General features: G+C 70.3%; 17 protein-coding genes. 13 read left to right on the top strand and 4 right to left on the bottom strand.

The window, feature by feature from the left end:
* Positions 1-82 precede the first annotated feature (82 nt).
* Together QCD75_RS16005 and QCD75_RS16000 are read left to right on the top strand one after the other, a co-directional pair.
* The gene (locus QCD75_RS16005; RefSeq protein WP_301230279.1) at positions 83-1,426 is read left to right on the top strand and encodes a M16 family metallopeptidase; all 1,344 of its coding nucleotides are present in this window, start codon (positions 83-85) and stop codon (positions 1,424-1,426) included.
* Between the two features lie 168 nt (positions 1,427-1,594).
* Positions 1,595-2,080: a DUF1579 domain-containing protein gene (locus QCD75_RS16000; RefSeq protein ID WP_301230278.1), complete on the top strand. Its 486-nt coding sequence runs from the start codon at positions 1,595-1,597 to the stop codon at positions 2,078-2,080.
* Positions 2,081-2,381: 301 nt separating this feature from the next.
* On the opposite strand, the gene QCD75_RS15995 is transcribed toward QCD75_RS16000, so the two are convergent.
* Positions 2,382-2,663, bottom strand: coding sequence for a hypothetical protein (locus QCD75_RS15995; RefSeq protein WP_301230277.1), 282 nt, complete (start codon positions 2,661-2,663; stop codon positions 2,382-2,384).
* A gap of 200 nt (positions 2,664-2,863) precedes the next feature.
* On the opposite strand from QCD75_RS15995, the gene QCD75_RS15990 reads away from it, so the two are divergent.
* Positions 2,864-3,973 carry a helix-turn-helix transcriptional regulator gene (locus QCD75_RS15990; protein ID WP_301230276.1) on the top strand — a complete coding sequence of 370 codons (1,110 nt, stop codon included), beginning with the start codon at positions 2,864-2,866 and terminating at the stop codon, positions 3,971-3,973.
* Here the strand turns inward: QCD75_RS15990 and QCD75_RS15985 are convergent.
* Both QCD75_RS15985 and moaA read right to left on the bottom strand, forming a co-directional pair.
* A complete protein-coding gene (locus QCD75_RS15985) occupies positions 3,970-4,236 on the bottom strand; it encodes a MoaD/ThiS family protein (protein WP_226761114.1) in 267 nt (88 codons plus the stop codon). The two genes, QCD75_RS15990 and QCD75_RS15985, sit on opposite strands and share 4 nt — an antisense overlap.
* Positions 4,237-4,243: 7 nt before the next feature.
* The gene (moaA, locus tag QCD75_RS15980; RefSeq protein ID WP_301230275.1) at positions 4,244-5,380 is read right to left on the bottom strand and encodes a GTP 3',8-cyclase MoaA; all 1,137 of its coding nucleotides are present in this window, start codon (positions 5,378-5,380) and stop codon (positions 4,244-4,246) included.
* 211 nt (positions 5,381-5,591) lie between these two features.
* Between moaA and QCD75_RS15975 the strand changes: the two genes are divergently transcribed.
* The 7 genes from QCD75_RS15975 (at position 5,592) to QCD75_RS15945 (ending at position 11,366) form a co-directional block, all read left to right on the top strand.
* On the top strand, positions 5,592-7,211 hold the full coding sequence (locus QCD75_RS15975) for a molybdopterin-dependent oxidoreductase (protein WP_301230285.1): 1,620 nt from the start codon (positions 5,592-5,594) through the stop codon (positions 7,209-7,211).
* Positions 7,212-7,290: 79 nt separating this feature from the next.
* Positions 7,291-8,514 carry a molybdopterin molybdotransferase MoeA gene (locus QCD75_RS15970; RefSeq protein WP_301230274.1) on the top strand — a complete coding sequence of 408 codons (1,224 nt, stop codon included), beginning with the start codon at positions 7,291-7,293 and terminating at the stop codon, positions 8,512-8,514.
* Positions 8,502-9,005 carry a cyclic pyranopterin monophosphate synthase MoaC gene (gene moaC, locus QCD75_RS15965; RefSeq protein ID WP_301230273.1) on the top strand — a complete coding sequence of 168 codons (504 nt, stop codon included), beginning with the start codon at positions 8,502-8,504 and terminating at the stop codon, positions 9,003-9,005. The genes QCD75_RS15970 and moaC overlap by 13 nt, the downstream gene beginning before the upstream one ends.
* Positions 9,002-9,514 carry a MogA/MoaB family molybdenum cofactor biosynthesis protein gene (locus QCD75_RS15960; RefSeq protein WP_226761118.1) on the top strand — a complete coding sequence of 171 codons (513 nt, stop codon included), beginning with the start codon at positions 9,002-9,004 and terminating at the stop codon, positions 9,512-9,514. The genes moaC and QCD75_RS15960 overlap by 4 nt, the downstream gene beginning before the upstream one ends.
* Positions 9,504-10,022, top strand: coding sequence for a molybdenum cofactor biosynthesis protein MoaE (locus QCD75_RS15955; RefSeq protein WP_301230272.1), 519 nt, complete (start codon positions 9,504-9,506; stop codon positions 10,020-10,022). The genes QCD75_RS15960 and QCD75_RS15955 overlap by 11 nt, the downstream gene beginning before the upstream one ends.
* 97 nt (positions 10,023-10,119) lie before the next feature.
* Positions 10,120-10,878, top strand: coding sequence for a 4-hydroxy-tetrahydrodipicolinate reductase (dapB, locus tag QCD75_RS15950; RefSeq protein WP_301230271.1), 759 nt, complete (start codon positions 10,120-10,122; stop codon positions 10,876-10,878).
* A 5-nt stretch (positions 10,879-10,883) separates the two neighbouring features.
* Entirely contained in the window at positions 10,884-11,366 is a 483-nt protein-coding gene (locus tag QCD75_RS15945; protein WP_301230270.1) for a hypothetical protein, read from the top strand.
* A gap of 47 nt (positions 11,367-11,413) precedes the next feature.
* On the opposite strand, the gene QCD75_RS15940 is transcribed toward QCD75_RS15945, so the two are convergent.
* Positions 11,414-12,649 (bottom strand): heparan-alpha-glucosaminide N-acetyltransferase domain-containing protein, encoded by a 1,236-nt coding sequence (locus tag QCD75_RS15940; RefSeq protein WP_301230269.1) that lies wholly within the window; start codon positions 12,647-12,649, stop codon positions 11,414-11,416.
* Positions 12,650-12,765: 116 nt separating this feature from the next.
* Between QCD75_RS15940 and QCD75_RS15935 the strand changes: the two genes are divergently transcribed.
* From QCD75_RS15935 to dapA, 3 genes are all read left to right on the top strand, one after another.
* Entirely contained in the window at positions 12,766-13,107 is a 342-nt protein-coding gene (locus QCD75_RS15935; RefSeq protein ID WP_301230268.1) for a hypothetical protein, read from the top strand.
* Between the two features lie 20 nt (positions 13,108-13,127).
* Positions 13,128-13,931 (top strand): carbon-nitrogen hydrolase family protein, encoded by an 804-nt coding sequence (locus tag QCD75_RS15930; RefSeq protein ID WP_301230267.1) that lies wholly within the window; start codon positions 13,128-13,130, stop codon positions 13,929-13,931.
* Between the two features lie 78 nt (positions 13,932-14,009).
* On the top strand, positions 14,010-14,918 hold the full coding sequence (gene dapA, locus QCD75_RS15925; RefSeq protein WP_301230266.1) for a 4-hydroxy-tetrahydrodipicolinate synthase: 909 nt from the start codon (positions 14,010-14,012) through the stop codon (positions 14,916-14,918).
* Positions 14,919-14,958: the final 40 nt, after the last annotated feature.

Raw genomic sequence — 14,958 nt, 5'->3', positions numbered from 1 at the left:
CAGGTGGATCATCCACCGGCCCCGCTGCCATTTAAAGGTACGATGGCAGGCAGATTTGGCACGTTTTTACTGAAAGGCCTTGATGACTGTCGTCCCCCTGCCGCTTGAGCAGAACCAGCACGCTGACACCCTGATCCACGGCGCCGACGGCGGTTCCGAGGTGCGCCGTTCGGTCCTGCCAGGCGGCGTCCGGGTACTGACCGAGGCGATGCCGGGGCAGCGCTCGGCCACCATCGGTTTTTGGGTCGGCGTCGGCTCCCGTGACGAGGCGCCCGGCCAGCACGGCTCCACCCACTTCCTGGAGCACCTCCTGTTCAAGGGCACCAAACGGCGGACCGCGCTGGAGATCGCCTCGGCCTTCGACGAGGTGGGCGGGGAATCCAACGCCGCCACGGCGAAGGAAAGCACCTGCTACTTCGCCCGCGTCCTGGACACCGACCTGCCGATGGCAATCGACGTCATCGCGGACATGATCACCGGGGCCGTTCTGGACCCGCAGGAGATGGAGCAGGAACGCGACGTCATCCTCGAGGAGATCGCGATGGACAGCGACGACCCCACCGACGTCGCCCACGAACACTTCGTCGCCGCCGTGCTGGGCACCCACCCTCTCGGCCGCCCGATCGGCGGCACCCCGGACGCCATCCGCGCCGTCGCCCGAGACTCGGTCTGGGACCACTACCGCCGTTATTACCGCCCGGACGAGCTCGTCATCACCGCCGCCGGGGGGCTGGACCACGACGTCGTCTGCGAACTGGTGGTGGATGCCCTGCACTCCGCCGGCTGGAGCCTGGAGGCTGACGCCGCCCCGGTGCAGCGGCGCTCCACCGACCGCGCCGCCATCACCGGCACCGCCGGACTGCACGTGGTCAAGCGGCCGGTGGAGCAGGCCAACATCATCATGGGCTGCCCCACGATCGTCGCCACCGACGACCGCCGCTTCGTGATGAGCGTGCTCAACGCGGTGCTCGGCGGGGGCATGTCCTCCCGGCTGTTCCAGGAAGTCCGCGAGAAGCGCGGTCTGGTGTATTCGACCTACTCCTTCGCCTCGTCCTACGCCGACGCCGGCTACTTCGGCATGTATGCCGGCTGCACGCCGTCGAAAGTCCGGCAGGTCCTTGAGCTGCTCGGCGCCGAACTGGACAAGCTGGCGGGGGGCGGCATCTCCGAGGAGGAACTGCGCAAGGCCGTCGGGCAACTGTGCGGCGGCATCGTACTGGCCTTGGAGGACACCGGCTCCCGGATGTCCCGGCTGGGCCGGGCCGAACTTGTCTCCGGCGAGTACCAGGACATCGACGAGACCCTGCGCCAGATCAAGGCCGTCACGGCGGCGGAAGTCCAGGAGCTCGCCCGCGAACTCGCAGCTGCCCCGCGGACTGTGACCGTGGTGGGCCCCTTCGAGGAAACCGAGACCTTCGGCCTCTGAGGTCCGCGGGGGAGGCCCTGCCGGCTCCGCAGGCTGCTGAGCCGGTCCGGGAAGCCGCTGAACCGGAGCTGCACCGGCCCGGGGCGGCGGGCCCGCTCCTAGACACGGCAGGCGTCGCCGCGTGATGATGGGGACGGGGTCACTCGGGAGGACCCCTGGAAGGAAGATATGGACCGGCCGCTGCCAGGCAGTGCACACGAGGCGCTAGAGGCGTTCCTGGGACACTGGACCGGAACCACGCAGTGGCAGGCCACCCCGTGGGGCCCGGCGCGTGTTGCCGCCATCGAACTGACCTTCGCCCGCGCAGCCGCCGGGCTGGCCGTCACCCACAGCTACCGGCACACGGAAGCCGACGGCACCCGCTCCGAGGGCCACGGTGTCTTCACCATGGACCCGGACCACCCGGACACTCTCTGGTACCACGTCAACAGCATGGGGCTGCCCCCGGAGGCGCCCGCGCGGGCCAGTTGGCAGGAGGGCACCCTCACCATGGAACGGCGCAGCGGGCGCGGCGCGTCCCGGCATACCTTCCGGGTGGACGACGGCGTGCTGACGCACAGTGCCGGCCTCCGGTTGGGTTCCGCGAGTGAATTTACCCCCTTTATGGTCTCGGTCTGCCGGCGCGTGTCCAAGGATGCCGCCGTCCCCGCCTGAGCCTTCTGCCGTCCCCGCGCCGCCGTCGTGCTGCCCTCGGCGCACCGCGACGGCGCAGCTGCGCGTCCTCCATGCGGCCGACGCTCGCTGCGCGGCCTTCACCGCGGAGCCTCGCTCCTGAAGGCCCTGGACGAGCTCGCGGTGGACACGCTCGTGTTGCGGGCACCGCGCGGCCTGCTCGACGAACCCGGCGACCTCTACGCGCCCGGCTATCTGGATGCTTGGCGCATGATTGCAGCTCCGGCTCCGCCCGCCGGTCCTCCGGCAGCCGGCCGTTGCCCCGCCGCGGTATCACTTGGTATCAAACGGCGGACTCCAGGATCCGGGTTTTCGGGGCGCTCTGGAGGGCGGGGGCCGCCGCGGCGGAAGTCCACACGTTAGCCCGGAGGTTCGCCAGCAGCGCCTCCGCCTGGGATCGCCGCTCGAAATCGAGTTCGACCACCACATAGTGCGGGTCCTCCACCGGGCGGCTGATCCGGTGTGCGGTGACCCCCGACGCCGCGCGGTTGACCGGATCACGGTCGAACGCCGTTCTCCACATGCCAAAATCCTTGATCGCGTGCTCGATCTGCAAGGTGTACATCGCACCCATTCCTTCCGATTCCTGCTCCCTGGCTGGTGGCATGTCCCACGCTAGGCGGGGCCCGGCCCCGCGCGGTATCCCAGAAATCTGGTGGCCGGTGGCCGGTGGCCGGCGGCCGGATCCCGAAGCCGGATTGCGGAGCCGGATCCCGCGGCCCGAGCGGGCGGCTCAGCCGGGCAACCCGGGGGCATACTGAATTCATGACCACCAGCTGGGCGCTGAGCCGGAGTCCGGAACGCATCGGGCAGCTCTGCCGGGACGTGCTGGACGACAAGGAGTTGCGCCGCGGAGTGCTTGCGGAACTGGGCCGGATGGTGCCGTTCAGCGCCTTTGCCTGGCCGCTGTCGGATCCTGAATCGGCCACCGGCGTTGCGCCGATGGCCAGGATCCCCTGCCCGGAAGAACTGCCGGAGCTGATCCGGCTCAAGTACCTGACGCCCGGCTGCCGTTGGACCGCCCTCATCGCGCTGCCCCGGCCCGCGGCCACGCTGCTCATGGCCACGGGCGGCGATCCGGCGCGCAGCCCCCTCTGGAACGGGCTGCTGAACCGCTACGGCGTGACGGATGTGCTCTCGGCGGTCTTCGCTGACAAACACGGCTGCTGGGGCTGGCTGGATCTCTGGCGTGCCGGGGATGAAGGCATCTTTTCCGAGCCGGAGACCGACTACCTCGCCACGGCCGCGCCGCTCGTGGCGGCCGGCCTCCGGCGGAGCCGTGCGGCGCAGTGCCGGCGGGATGCGGAAGCCGCCGAATCCGCCTGGCCGGCCGCCCGGAAGCCCTTGCCGCCCCAGGCGGTGCTGACCCTGGACGAGACTCTGGCCGTGGTGGGGCAGACGGCTTCGGCCGGTGACTGGCTGGGGCTGCTGCAGCGTGGGCCCCGGCCGTACGAGGGCGTTCCGGCGGAGGTCCTTAATGTTGCCGCCCAGCTGCTGGCCAGGGAAGCGGGGGTGGACGCCCACGCTGCGATGTCGCGGGTCCCCGTCGGCCTCGGCGCCTGGGCGCTTCTGCGCTCCACCCGGATGGAAGACGGCCGGACGGGGTCAACGCCTCCGCTGGCCGTGACCATCCAGGAATGCCCCGCGGCGGACCGGCTCGAGGTGTTCGCCCGCTGCTTCGCCCTCACCCCGCAGCAGCACCGGTTGCTGGAACTCGCTGCCGGGGGACTCAGCACGGCGGAGCTGGCTGCTGCCCTGCGGATCCGCCCCTACACCGTGCAGGACCAGTTCAAGGCTGTCTTCGCTGCCTGCGGCGTCCGGAGCCGGAGTGCGCTGCTGGGCCTGGCACTTGGCACCCGGAACAGGCCCGGTTAGCCGCCGGCGAACGGCGGCAGCACGTCGACGACGTCGTCCGGCTTCAGTGCCGCCGTGCGGTTCCGCACCGCCACTTCATTCAGCAGGAAGCTGCTGCGGGACAGCAGCCGTGCCAGCGGCGGGGTCCCGGCCGGCGGTTCCGGTCGCTCGACGGCGAGGATCGCCGCCAGGAGCGAGGCGACGGTGGCGTCCGCGGGGAGGTCAAAGCGCTCCTCGTCGACGCCGGCAGCAGCGCGCGCGGCAGCGAAGTAACGTACGTTCACAGGTGGTTCAGCCTCCGATGGCGCTCATGCTGCGGTCCGGCTGGACGAAGTCCGGGGCGTCCAGTCCGACGTGGTCCATGCCGTGCGCCTTGGGCTTGATCCACATGGCGTCCTGCCAGCGCTCGGCGAGCTGTTCGTCGCTGGCGCCCTCGCGGAGCAGCCCCAGCAGGTCAACTTCCTCACGGGAGAACAGGCAGCTCATAATCTTGCCCTCGGCGGTAATGCGGGTGCGGCGGCAGTCGGAGCAGAACGGCTCGGTCACGGATGCGATGATCCCCACGGTTCCCAGCACCGGGCCGGTTGCCTCGGCGGTGCCGGGCACCCGGGCCCGGACCTCGAAGCGTTCCGCCGGGGCGCCGTCGCGGTCCCGCGGATCAGCGCTGAGGACATAGTTGACGGAGAGCAGTTCGCGGATTTCCGCGGCGGTGATCATGTTCCGGCGGGTCCAGCCGTGGTCGGCGTCGAGCGGCATCTGCTCGATGAAGCGCAGCTCGTAGCCGCGGTCCAGCGCCCAGGCCAGCAGCGCCGGGGACTCGACGTCGTTGATGCCGCGCATCAGCACCGCGTTGAGTTTTACAGGCCCCAGTCCGGCGGCCCAGGCGGCGTCCACGCCGGCCAGGACCTTGTTCAGGAACGGGCGGCGGGTCAGCTGGGTGAACGTTTCCTCGTGGAGCGAGTCCAGTGAGACGTTGATCCGGGACAGCCCGGCAGCCTTGAGTCCGGCGGCTTTCTTGTCCAGCCCGACGGCGTTTGTGGTCATGGAGATCGGGAGGTCAGGGTGGGCCTGGCGGAGCGCGGAAATGATGTCCAGCAGGTCGGCCCGGACCAGCGGTTCGCCGCCGGTCAGCCGCAGCTCGCGCACACCGAGCATGTCGACGCCGATCCGCACGATCCGGACAATTTCCGCCGCCGACATAACAGCCTGTTTTGAGAGCCACTCCAGGCCCTCGGCCGGCATGCAGTAGGTGCAGCGCAGATTGCATTTGTCGGTCAGGGACAGCCGCATGTCCGTGGCGCGGCGGCCGTAGCGGTCGACGAGTCCGGCGGGCATTCCGGCGGGACGTCCGGGAAGCTGCGCGCCGGCGGTGCCCGCGCCGGGGCCGTCATCCGCGCGGGGCTGGGGCATACCAAGCTGAACACTCATAATGTCAGGCTACGCCACCTCGGCACCGGCATCACAGCTGGTGGGTCCGGTGGATTCCTGCGACTGGTTGCCGGTGGGATCCTGCCGGGGTCCCGACGCGCTTTGGCCTGACGCCGGGCCGGCACGAACCTATGCTGGAGAAGTGAACACCACGCAGCACGGGCAGCCGGGCGCACTCCCCACCCCCGGCCCGCAGATCCCCGGGCCGGGAATGACGGACCGGCAGGCGGCCGGCTGGGCCGCGGTGGCCGGCATCGTCGCCGTCGGAACGGGGGTTGCCCTTGGGGAACTCGCGGCAGGACTCGTGAGCCCCTCGCTCTCTCCGGTGACGGCTGTCGGCGGCGCCGTGATCGATGCGGTCCCGCCGGGCGTCAAGGAGTGGGCCATTGCGCTCTTCGGCACCGCGGACAAGGTTGCCTTGCTCGGTGGCATGGGGCTCCTCATCGCAGCGCTGGCAGCCCTGTCCGGAATTGTGGAGCTGCGGCGCCGCTTCGCCGGGGTCGCCATCATTGCGGTCTTCGGCGCGGTGGGGCTGGTGGCCGTGCTGGGCCGGGCCGAACTGACGGCGAACGCGGTCCCGGTCCCGCTGCTGGCCGCCGCTGTGGGCATGGTGCTGCTGCGGTGGCTGGTCGGCCGGCTGGGGGAGTGGCGCACCGACGCCGGGCTGCCGTCTGCCGAAACGCCGTCCGCCGCGACCACCGACGCCGGGCTGCCGCCCGCCGAAACGCAGCCTGCCGGACCCGGCCCTACGGCGCAGCCTCCCTCCCGCCGCCGCTTCTTCCAGTCGCTCGGCGGAACGGCCGCCGTCGCCGTGGTGGCCGGCCTGCTGGCCACGACGTTCCGGGGAGCCGCCGCCGCCGTCAGTGAACTGCGAAGCAAGCTGGCGCTCCCCGCGCCGGAGTCACCGGCACCCCCGATCCCGGCCGGCGCCGAGGTCCGGCTGGACGGTGTGGGCCCGCTGGTGACCCCGAACAAGGATTTCTACCGGATCGACACCGCATTGCGCGTCCCGGTGGTGGACCCGGCCCAGTGGACCCTGAAAGTCACCGGCCTCGTGGAGAATGAGGTCTCCCTGGACTTCGCCGCACTGCTGGCCAAACCCCTGATCGAACGGCACGTCACCATCGCCTGCGTCTCCAACGAGGTCGGCGGGGACCTGATCGGCAACGCCCGCTGGCTCGGCTGGCCGGTCCGGGAACTGCTCGCCCTCGCCGGCCCGAAGGACGGCGCGGACATGGTCCTGTCCCGCAGCGCGGACGGCTGGACCGCCGGCACCCCGTTGGAGGTCCTGACCGACAACCGGGACGCGCTCCTGGCCATCGGCATGAACGGTGAACCGTTGCCGCTGGAACACGGCTTCCCGGTCCGGCTCATTGTTCCCGGACTCTACGGCTACGTTTCGGCGACCAAGTGGGTTACCGAGCTTAAGGTGACGCGTTTCGCCGATGACGTCGGGTACTGGACGCCCCGCGGCTGGAGCGAGCGCGGTCCGGTCAAGACCTCCTCCCGGATCGATGTGCCGCGGGACGGCCGCTCCGTCAGCGCCGGGACCGTGGCCTTCGGCGGGGTCGCCTGGGCCCAGCACACCGGGATCGGGCGGGTGGAGCTCAGGATCAACCGCGGGGCGTGGCAGCCGGCGGAGCTCGCCCCCGGGATCTCAAAAGACACCTGGTACCAGTGGAAGCTGGCCGTACCGCTGTCCTCCGGCCAGTACGAGGTCCAGGTCCGTGCCACGGACCTCGACGGCGTCGCGCAGGTGGAGGACCGCGCGCCGGTGGCGCCCAGCGGGGCCACCGGCTTTCACACGGTTAGAGTTGACGTGAAGTCCTAACGGTTCCGGCGCGCACGCCGGACCCGGGAGCCGGGCCGGCGAGGCAAGTCAAAGGCCCAAGACGAGGGGTCACCAACATATGCACCGCACCCAGACACGGCACGTCACCGTGGAAGAGCACCGCGAATCCGTCCGCCGGCTCCTGGCGCCGCTCCGCACCCCGGACCGGATCGAACGGCTCCCGCTCCTCGCAGCGCTGGGCCGCGGGCTCGCGGCGGACATCGCGGCTCCGCTGGATCTCCCACCCTTCGCGAATTCGCAGATGGACGGCTTCGCCATCCGCAGCGCCGACGTGCCCGACGGCGGCACCGACCTGCGCGTCGTTGACCCGGTTGCGGCCGGGGCCGCCCCGGCCGAACTGGCCCCCGGGACGGCCGCCCCGATCATGACCGGCGCCATGATCCCGCCCGGCGCTGACGCTGTGGTGCCGATCGAACAGGCCATCCCCGCAGTCTTCCCCGCGCCCGGGGTGCCGGCCACGGTCCGGCTGCCCGCCGTCCCGGCGCGGAACTTTGTCCGTGACGTGGGCAGCGACATTCGGACCGGCGAGTTGGCACTCGCCGCCGGAACCTTCCTCGGCCCCGGCCAGTTGGGGCTCCTGGCCGGGCTGGGATTCACCGAGGTGCCCGTCTACCGTGCGCTGCGGATCCTGCTGGTCACCACCGGGGACGAGGTCGTGGAGCCGGGCAGCCCGCTGGGCCCCGGCAAAATCTTCGACTCCAACGCCACGTTGCTCGAATCCTCCATGCGCCAGGCCGGACTCCACGTCACCCGGACCGGGATCTCCACGGACCGTCCGGAGGAACTCGCTGGACTGCTGCGCCGGCATGCAGCGGACGTGGACCTGATCGTCACCACCGGCGGGGTCAGCAAAGGCGCGTACGAGGTGGTCCGGCAGGCGATGGAGGGCCACGACGTCGACTTCTTCGGCGTCGCCATGCAGCCCGGCGGCCCGCAGGGCATCGGCACCTTCGACGGCGTCCCCGTCCTCGGCTTCCCGGGGAACCCGGTGAGCTGCCTCGTCTCCTTCGAAATGTTCCTCCGGCCCGCGCTCGGGGACCTCTTCGGCTCGCCCGCACCCCGTCCCGCGGTCAGGGCACGGCTGGCCGCGGCACTGACATCCCCGGTAGGCAAGCACCAGGTCCGGCGCGGCACCGTCCTTCCCGACGGCACCGTCCGGCTCGAAGGCGGCGCCGGCTCGCACCTCGTCAGTGCCCTGGCGCACTCCAACGCCCTGATCCAGGTGCCGGAAGGAATTGCGGCGCTCGCCGAGGGTGCCGAGGTGGAAGTATGGATGTTGTGAATGAAGCAGACCCCGCAACGGGGAACCCAGGCCTGACCCACCTCCGCCAGGACGGCACGGCCCAGATGGTCGACGTGTCCAACAAGGCGGCGAGCACCCGCGAGGCCACAGCCACCGCCACCGTCCGCAGCACCCCCGAGGTCCTGGCCCTGCTGGGTGCGGGAGACCTGCCCAAGGGTGATGCCCTCGCCGTCGCCCGGGTCGCCGGCATCATGGCCGCGAAGAAGACCTCGGACCTGATCCCGCTGTGCCACCCGCTGCCGATCGCCAAGGTCACCGTGGACTTCGAACTCGACGCCGACTCGGTCACCGTGTTCGCCACGGTCAAGACCCTCGGGGTCACCGGCGTCGAAATGGAAGCGCTGACTGCCGCCTCCGTGGCCGCGCTCAGCGTGTACGACATGATCAAGGCCGTGGACAAACACGCGGTGCTGACCGATATCAAGGTGCTGGCCAAAAGCGGCGGCAAGAGCGGGGACTGGACACGATGAGCATGCCCGAACCACACCGGCACGGTGAAGCCACCGGCCGGAAGGCCGGCGTCGTGATCGCCTCCACCCGTGCCGCGGCCGGCATCTATGAGGACCTGACCGGCCCGGTCATTATCGACTGGCTCACCGAACACGGCTTCGAGGCCTACCCGGCCCTGGTGGTCCCGGACGGCGAGGCCGTGGGCGCCGCCCTGCGTGCGCTCCTGACCCAGGCGCCGGCTGTCATCATCACCAGCGGCGGCACCGGCCTGAGTCCCACGGACGCCACCCCGGAGCAGACGCTGCCCCTGCTGGACCGCGAAATCCCGGGCATCATGGAGGGCATCCGCTCCGCCGGGATGGCCAAGACCCCGACTGCGATGCTCAGCCGGGGCCACGCCGGCGCCGCCGGCCAGACCTTCATCGTCAATCTCCCCGGATCCCCGAAGGGTGTCATGGATGGGCTCAGCGTGTTGGACCCGATCCTCGGACACCTGTGCGACCAGCTGGAAGGCAGCCATGGCCACTGAATCAACTTTTGATGTGGTGTCCGCGGTGCTCAGCGCCGAACCCATCTCCGTGGACCAGGCCATCGCCGCCGTCGAATCGGACACCGCCGGCGCGGTGGTCAGCTTCAGCGGTGTGGTCCGCAACCACGACGGCGGCAAACCCGTCCGCCGGCTCAGCTACAGCGCGCACCCGACGGCCCACCAGGTGATGGCCGACGTCGTCGCGCAGCTCGTCGCCGAACAGCCGGCCGCCAGGAAATCCGCCGGACAGGCGGCGGGAGACGCCGGCGGGACAGTCGTCGGCGCCGCCACCCTGCCGGCCCAGCCGGTGCGGATCTGGGTGGCGCACCGGATCGGGATGCTGGAGATCGGCGACCCCGCGCTGGTCTGCGCCGTCTCTGCCGCGCACCGGGGCCAGGCCTTCGCCGTGTGCTCGGAACTGGTGGACCGGATCAAGGCGCAGGTTCCGATCTGGAAGGAACAGTTCTTCACCGACGGCACGGTCGAATGGGTCGGCGCGGGGGCGTAGTCCCGTCACGAGGCGGCAGCGGGGCCCGCGCGGCAGGGCCCGTCATGCAGGGCCGCCGGTTCAGGCGGGCACCAGACCCGGCGGTAGGGTTGATGGCATGATCGAACAACTCGCAGTCGCCGTGCTGGGCGCGAACGGGCGCATGGGCGCCGAGGCGGTGAAGGCTGTCGAAGCCGCCGCGGACTTGAAGCTTGTCGCCGCCCTAGGCCGGAAGGATTCCCTGGATGCCCTCGTCGACGCCGGTGCCCGGATCGTGGTGGACCTGACGGTCCCCGGGAGCACCGAAGCGAACGTCCGGTTCGCCGTCGAACACGGCATGCACGCCGTGGTGGGCACCACCGGCTGGGATGCCGGGAGGTTGGGCCGGCTCGAGGAGCTCCTCGCCGGCCAGTCCGGCGTCGGTGTCCTGATCGCCCCGAACTTCGCGCTCGGATCCGTCCTCGCCTCCGCGTTCGCCGCCAAGGCCTCGCGCTACTTCGAATCGGTCGAAATCATCGAACTGCACCACCCGGAGAAGGTGGACGCCCCGTCCGGTACCGCCGTGCGCACCGCACAGCTGATCTCCGCTGAGCGCCAAGCCGCCGGCCTCCCCGCCAGCCCCGACGCCACCACAAGCGGGCGCCCCGGCGCGCGCGGCTGCGACGTCGACGGCGTCCGCGTCCACAGCGTCCGGCTCCGCGGCCTCGTGGCGCACCAGGAGGTCCTGCTGGGCGGCCCGGGGGAGCAGCTGACCCTCCGGCACGACTCCTTCGACCGGGCCTCGTTTATGCCCGGCGTGCTGCTGGGGGTGCGCAACATTGCGTCCCACCCGGGCCTCACCGTGGGCCTGGACGGCTACCTGGACCTGGGGCTCTGAACGCCGTGGCAAACGCCCTGACCGCTTTCAAAGCCAACCGCACCAAGATCTGGGTCGGCGCGGTCACCCTGCTGCTGGTGTTCTACCTCGTGGTGTCTTTCCAGCGCGCGGTCCTGCTGATGACGGACGCCAACCCGGTGGCCAAAGCCCTCGGTGTGGCGTATCTGCTGCTGCCGCTGATCGGCGCCTGGGCCCTCGTCCGCGAACTGCTCTTCGGCGCCCGGACCGAGCGGCTGGCAAAGATCCTGGAAGCCGAAGGCGGCCTGCCGGAGGATAATCTGCCGCGCACGCCCGCCGGGCGGATCATCCGTGAGGCCGCGGACCGCGAATTCGAGAAATACCGTGTTGAGACGGAAGCTGCGCCGGAGGACTGGCGTTCCTGGTTCCGGCTCAGCTGCGCCTACGACGCCGCGGGTGACCGCAAGCGGGCGCGCGCCTCGATGCGCGACGCCGTCCGGCTGTACCGGACGGGATCCCGCCAGGCCTGAGCCGCGGTCGTCGGACCTGAGGCGCGGCCAACGGGTGTGAGCCGCGGTCAGCGGATGCGGGCCGGCTGGTACCGGCCGAGCTGGTTCGCGGCATGCGCCACCCACTCCAGCGGCCCGCGCCACACCAGGGCCGCGAACACGGCGCCAAGGGCCAGGATCGCCCCGGCCTGCGCCCAGTAGATTCCCTCGAGCGTCCACCCGGACGGCAGCGGCTGGCCGTACAGCGCGGCCATCACGCACAAGTGGGCCGTGTAGAAGCTCAGGGTCATGGCACCGGCGCCCCGCAGCGGCAGCAGGAAGTCCCACCCGCCGCCCTGGACCAGCCGGCCCAGCAGCAGGCAGGCCCCGACGACGGCGGCCGCCACCCCCGAGGTGTGCAGCAGATCCAGGGTGGTGCCCGAATGCGGGGCGCTGGAGGCGAGCCACCAGGCTGAGCCGGTCTGGTCCACTCCGGCCAGGTTGACCTGCAGGAGGCTCTCCAGCGGATACGAGGGATCGAGCAGGGACGCCTGCAGCGCCGCCCGGCCGCCCCAGTCCTCCATCATCACCACACCCAGCCACTTGGCCAGCACCGCGACGACCGTTCCCGCCGCCAGCAGCAGCGCCGGGACGGCCGCCGACGTGAGGGCCAGCCGGCCGATCGCGAGGCCGATCAGCAGGTAGGCAATCCACTGCAGGACAGGGTAGTAGCCGGTCAGGAAAAGATCGCCGAGCAGCACCGCGGGCGTGGAGAGGTCCCCCCACTGGGGGTTGTGCCCCAGCTGCAGGGTCGGCACGGCGGCGAGGAGCCAGGGCCGCAGCAGGAAGGCGAGCGCCGGGGCCGCCAGCACCCAGCCGAGGGCAAGTACCAGCAGGCGTTTGACGTCCAACCCGAGGAACGGCAGCACGCAAAGGAACAGCACGGCGTAGTGGACCAGGATGATGGCGATGTTCACTTCCAGCCCCCCGATGGCGAGCCCGACGGCGCCCACCACGAGGGCGCGGAGGGCGATTCCCCGGCGGGCCGCCCACAGCTGCGGCCCCTGGAGCGGCTGCTGTTTGCCGGTTGAAAGCGCCAGCCCGATTCCGGCGAGCACGGCGAACAGCGCCGAGGCGCGGCCGGAAAACACCAGCCCCACCCAGGTGGGTGTGAGCTGGGCGTTGGACTCGAAGGTGGGGAACACATGGGTGGCCATCATGCCCAGCAGGGCCAGTCCGCGGGCGGCATCGATGCCTGAGAGCCGCGTCCCGGCCGCCTTGCGTACGGCGGGCCGGGAAGTGGAGGCTGTTCCGCGCGGCGTCATCTTTTGATCGTCTCATGACCGGCACGGGTGATCCCGGGCAACGGGGCGGATCCGGAGGTGTTCACAGGAGCCGCACAGGCCTTGTATTCGAATATATGTTCGAATACGATGTCGTTATGAACAATCCATCAGAACCCGTTCAGCCGGACGCAACGCCCGGCGTCTTGAAGGCCATGAGTCCCGGCGTCGTGGACTTCCTGTTCCGCCAGCTCGTTGCCGGCGAACCCGCGGAGGACGTCCAGTGGCAGCAGGAGGGCGCTGCCCTGTCGGTGCAGCCGCCCGGCGCCGAGCTGGCCCGCCGGCTCGCCGAAACCGACCTTGAAGCGCTCACGCCCGGTGAACTGTTCCACTATGTCCGGGCGGCGCAGCGGCTCGCGGCGTGGGCCGAAGGGCTTCGGGAGGATGCCGTGGGCCGCTACTGCGCTACACCTTCCGGCAGGACTGCCCCGGCCGCGTGAGCGGTGCCTAGGATGGCAGGGTGACTACAGCGCTGACGCTTGCCGCCATCCAGTACACGGCCCTCGAGGGAGGCCTTGCCGCCAATGTCCCGGAACATATCCGGCTGATCGAGGACGCCGACGACCACGGTGCCCGGCTGGTGGTCTTTCCCGAGCTTTCCCTCACCGGTTACCGGCTGGACGGGCTGGCGGATCCGGACTGGTGGGTGACCGCCGGGGACGCCCGGCTGGACGGCCTGCGCGAAATTTGCCGGCGGACCGGGATTACCGCGGTTGTCGGCGCCCCGTTCAAGGAAGCGGACGGCACGCCCAGACTCGCCTCGCTGGCCCTGCACCCCGGCGGCCAGCTGGAAACCGGTTTCAAGGTCCGGCTCCACGGCCCGGAGCAACAGTCCTTCAGCGCCGGGGACCGGACGGCCGTCCTGGACCTCGACGGCTGGAAGGTCGCCCTGGCCATCTGCCTGGACGCCGGCCACCCGGCCCATGGCCGCGGGGCGGCGGCGGCCGGCGCGGACATCTACGCCGTCTCGGCCCTTTATACCGCCGGCGAGGCCAGCCGGCTGGCCCGGCACCTCGTCGCGCGGGCCAGGGACAACGGGATGTTCAGCCTGCTGGCCAACCTCGGCGGTACTACCGGGCTCGGGGCCTCGGCCGGCGGGAGCGGCTTCTGGGGCCCGGACGGAGGCGTGATCCGGCAGGCCGCGGGAACGGGGACAGAAGTGCTGACCGCCACCCTGCAGCACACCGTCCTGGACCACCACGTCCGGGAACGCGATGGCCTCCACCGCCGGGCTCCCGCATCCCCCCGGCAGGCCTCCGGGTGAGGCCCGCAGGCCGGGTTTGATCTTCATCACGTCGCCCCCATTGTCACATCACGCCGGGGACAGGGTAACGTTTTTCATATGGCTGACTCTGATACTCGCTCGTACACGTTCGGAACCCTCGTGACCGCCATGGTCACACCTTTCACTTCCGACGGTGAGGTCGACTACCAGCAGAACGCCGAACTGGCCAACAAGCTCGTCGACGACGGCAACGATGCCCTCGTTATTTCCGGCACCACGGGGGAGACCTCCACCCTGGAAGACGACGAGAAGGAAAAGCTTTTCCGGGTCATCGTGGAGGCCGTGGGGGACCGGGCCAAGGTCATCGCGGGGACCGGCACGAACCACACCTCGCACTCGATCGAAATGGCCAAGCGCGCCGCGAAAGCCGGAGCGCACGGCCAGCTGATTGTCACCCCGTATTACAACAAGCCGAGCCAGGCCGGCATCCAGGCCCACATTGAAGCCGTCGCCGACGCCGCCGATCTGCCCGTCATGGTCTACGACATCCCCGGCCGTTCCTGCGTGCCGATCCTGCCCGAAACCATGATCCGGCTCGCGGACCACCGGAACATTGTGGCGCTCAAGGATGCCAAGGCCGATTTTGCCGCCGTCACCCGTGTCCTTGCAAACACCGACCTTGACGTCTACTCCGGCGACGACGGGCTGACCCTGCCGTGGATGTCAGCCGGCGCTGTCGGGCTCGTCAGCGTCTCCGCGCACGTCGCGACGCGGCAGTTCCGCGCCATGATCGACGCCGCACTTGCGGGCGACTTCGCCACCGCCCGCACCATACATTTCGAACTGGACCCTCTGGTCCGTGCAGTGATGACCCATATCCAGGGTGCTGTTGCTGCGAAGCAAGTTCTTAAGTGGCAGGGAGTCCTGCCCAACTCGGTTGTCCGTTTGCCCCTCGTGGAGCCGGACGAAGCTGAGATCGAAACCATCCGCGAGGATTTGGCGGAAGCCGGAATGGTCTTTTCCTGATCAGGTGTTCATTCTGATGAGTAGAGACCAGGCCGGTACC

Source organism: Arthrobacter sp. PsM3, from assembly GCF_030433895.1.
In the GTDB taxonomy this organism is placed as follows: domain Bacteria; phylum Actinomycetota; class Actinomycetes; order Actinomycetales; family Micrococcaceae; genus Arthrobacter.
The sequence above is the reverse complement of the archived record's forward strand: the minus strand, read 5'-3'. Positions and strand labels throughout refer to the sequence as shown.

Excerpts from the sequence above, each read along its gene's own strand:
- QCD75_RS16005 (WP_301230279.1), top strand. The coding sequence starts at position 83 with ATGACTGTCGTCCCCCTGCCGCTTGAGCAGAACCAGCACGCTGACACC.
- QCD75_RS16000 (WP_301230278.1), top strand. The coding sequence starts at position 1,595 with ATGGACCGGCCGCTGCCAGGCAGTGCACACGAGGCGCTAGAGGCGTTC.
- QCD75_RS15995 (WP_301230277.1), bottom strand. The coding sequence starts at position 2,663 with ATGTACACCTTGCAGATCGAGCACGCGATCAAGGATTTTGGCATGTGG.
- QCD75_RS15990 (WP_301230276.1), top strand. The coding sequence starts at position 2,864 with ATGACCACCAGCTGGGCGCTGAGCCGGAGTCCGGAACGCATCGGGCAG.
- moaA (WP_301230275.1), bottom strand. The coding sequence starts at position 5,380 with ATGAGTGTTCAGCTTGGTATGCCCCAGCCCCGCGCGGATGACGGCCCC.
- QCD75_RS15975 (WP_301230285.1), top strand. The coding sequence starts at position 5,592 with ATGACGGACCGGCAGGCGGCCGGCTGGGCCGCGGTGGCCGGCATCGTC.
- QCD75_RS15970 (WP_301230274.1), top strand. The coding sequence starts at position 7,291 with ATGCACCGCACCCAGACACGGCACGTCACCGTGGAAGAGCACCGCGAA.
- moaC (WP_301230273.1), top strand. The coding sequence starts at position 8,502 with ATGGATGTTGTGAATGAAGCAGACCCCGCAACGGGGAACCCAGGCCTG.
- QCD75_RS15960 (WP_226761118.1), top strand. The coding sequence starts at position 9,002 with ATGAGCATGCCCGAACCACACCGGCACGGTGAAGCCACCGGCCGGAAG.
- QCD75_RS15955 (WP_301230272.1), top strand. The coding sequence starts at position 9,504 with ATGGCCACTGAATCAACTTTTGATGTGGTGTCCGCGGTGCTCAGCGCC.
- dapB (WP_301230271.1), top strand. The coding sequence starts at position 10,120 with ATGATCGAACAACTCGCAGTCGCCGTGCTGGGCGCGAACGGGCGCATG.
- QCD75_RS15940 (WP_301230269.1), bottom strand. The coding sequence starts at position 12,649 with ATGACGCCGCGCGGAACAGCCTCCACTTCCCGGCCCGCCGTACGCAAG.
- QCD75_RS15935 (WP_301230268.1), top strand. The coding sequence starts at position 12,766 with ATGAACAATCCATCAGAACCCGTTCAGCCGGACGCAACGCCCGGCGTC.
- dapA (WP_301230266.1), top strand. The coding sequence starts at position 14,010 with ATGGCTGACTCTGATACTCGCTCGTACACGTTCGGAACCCTCGTGACC.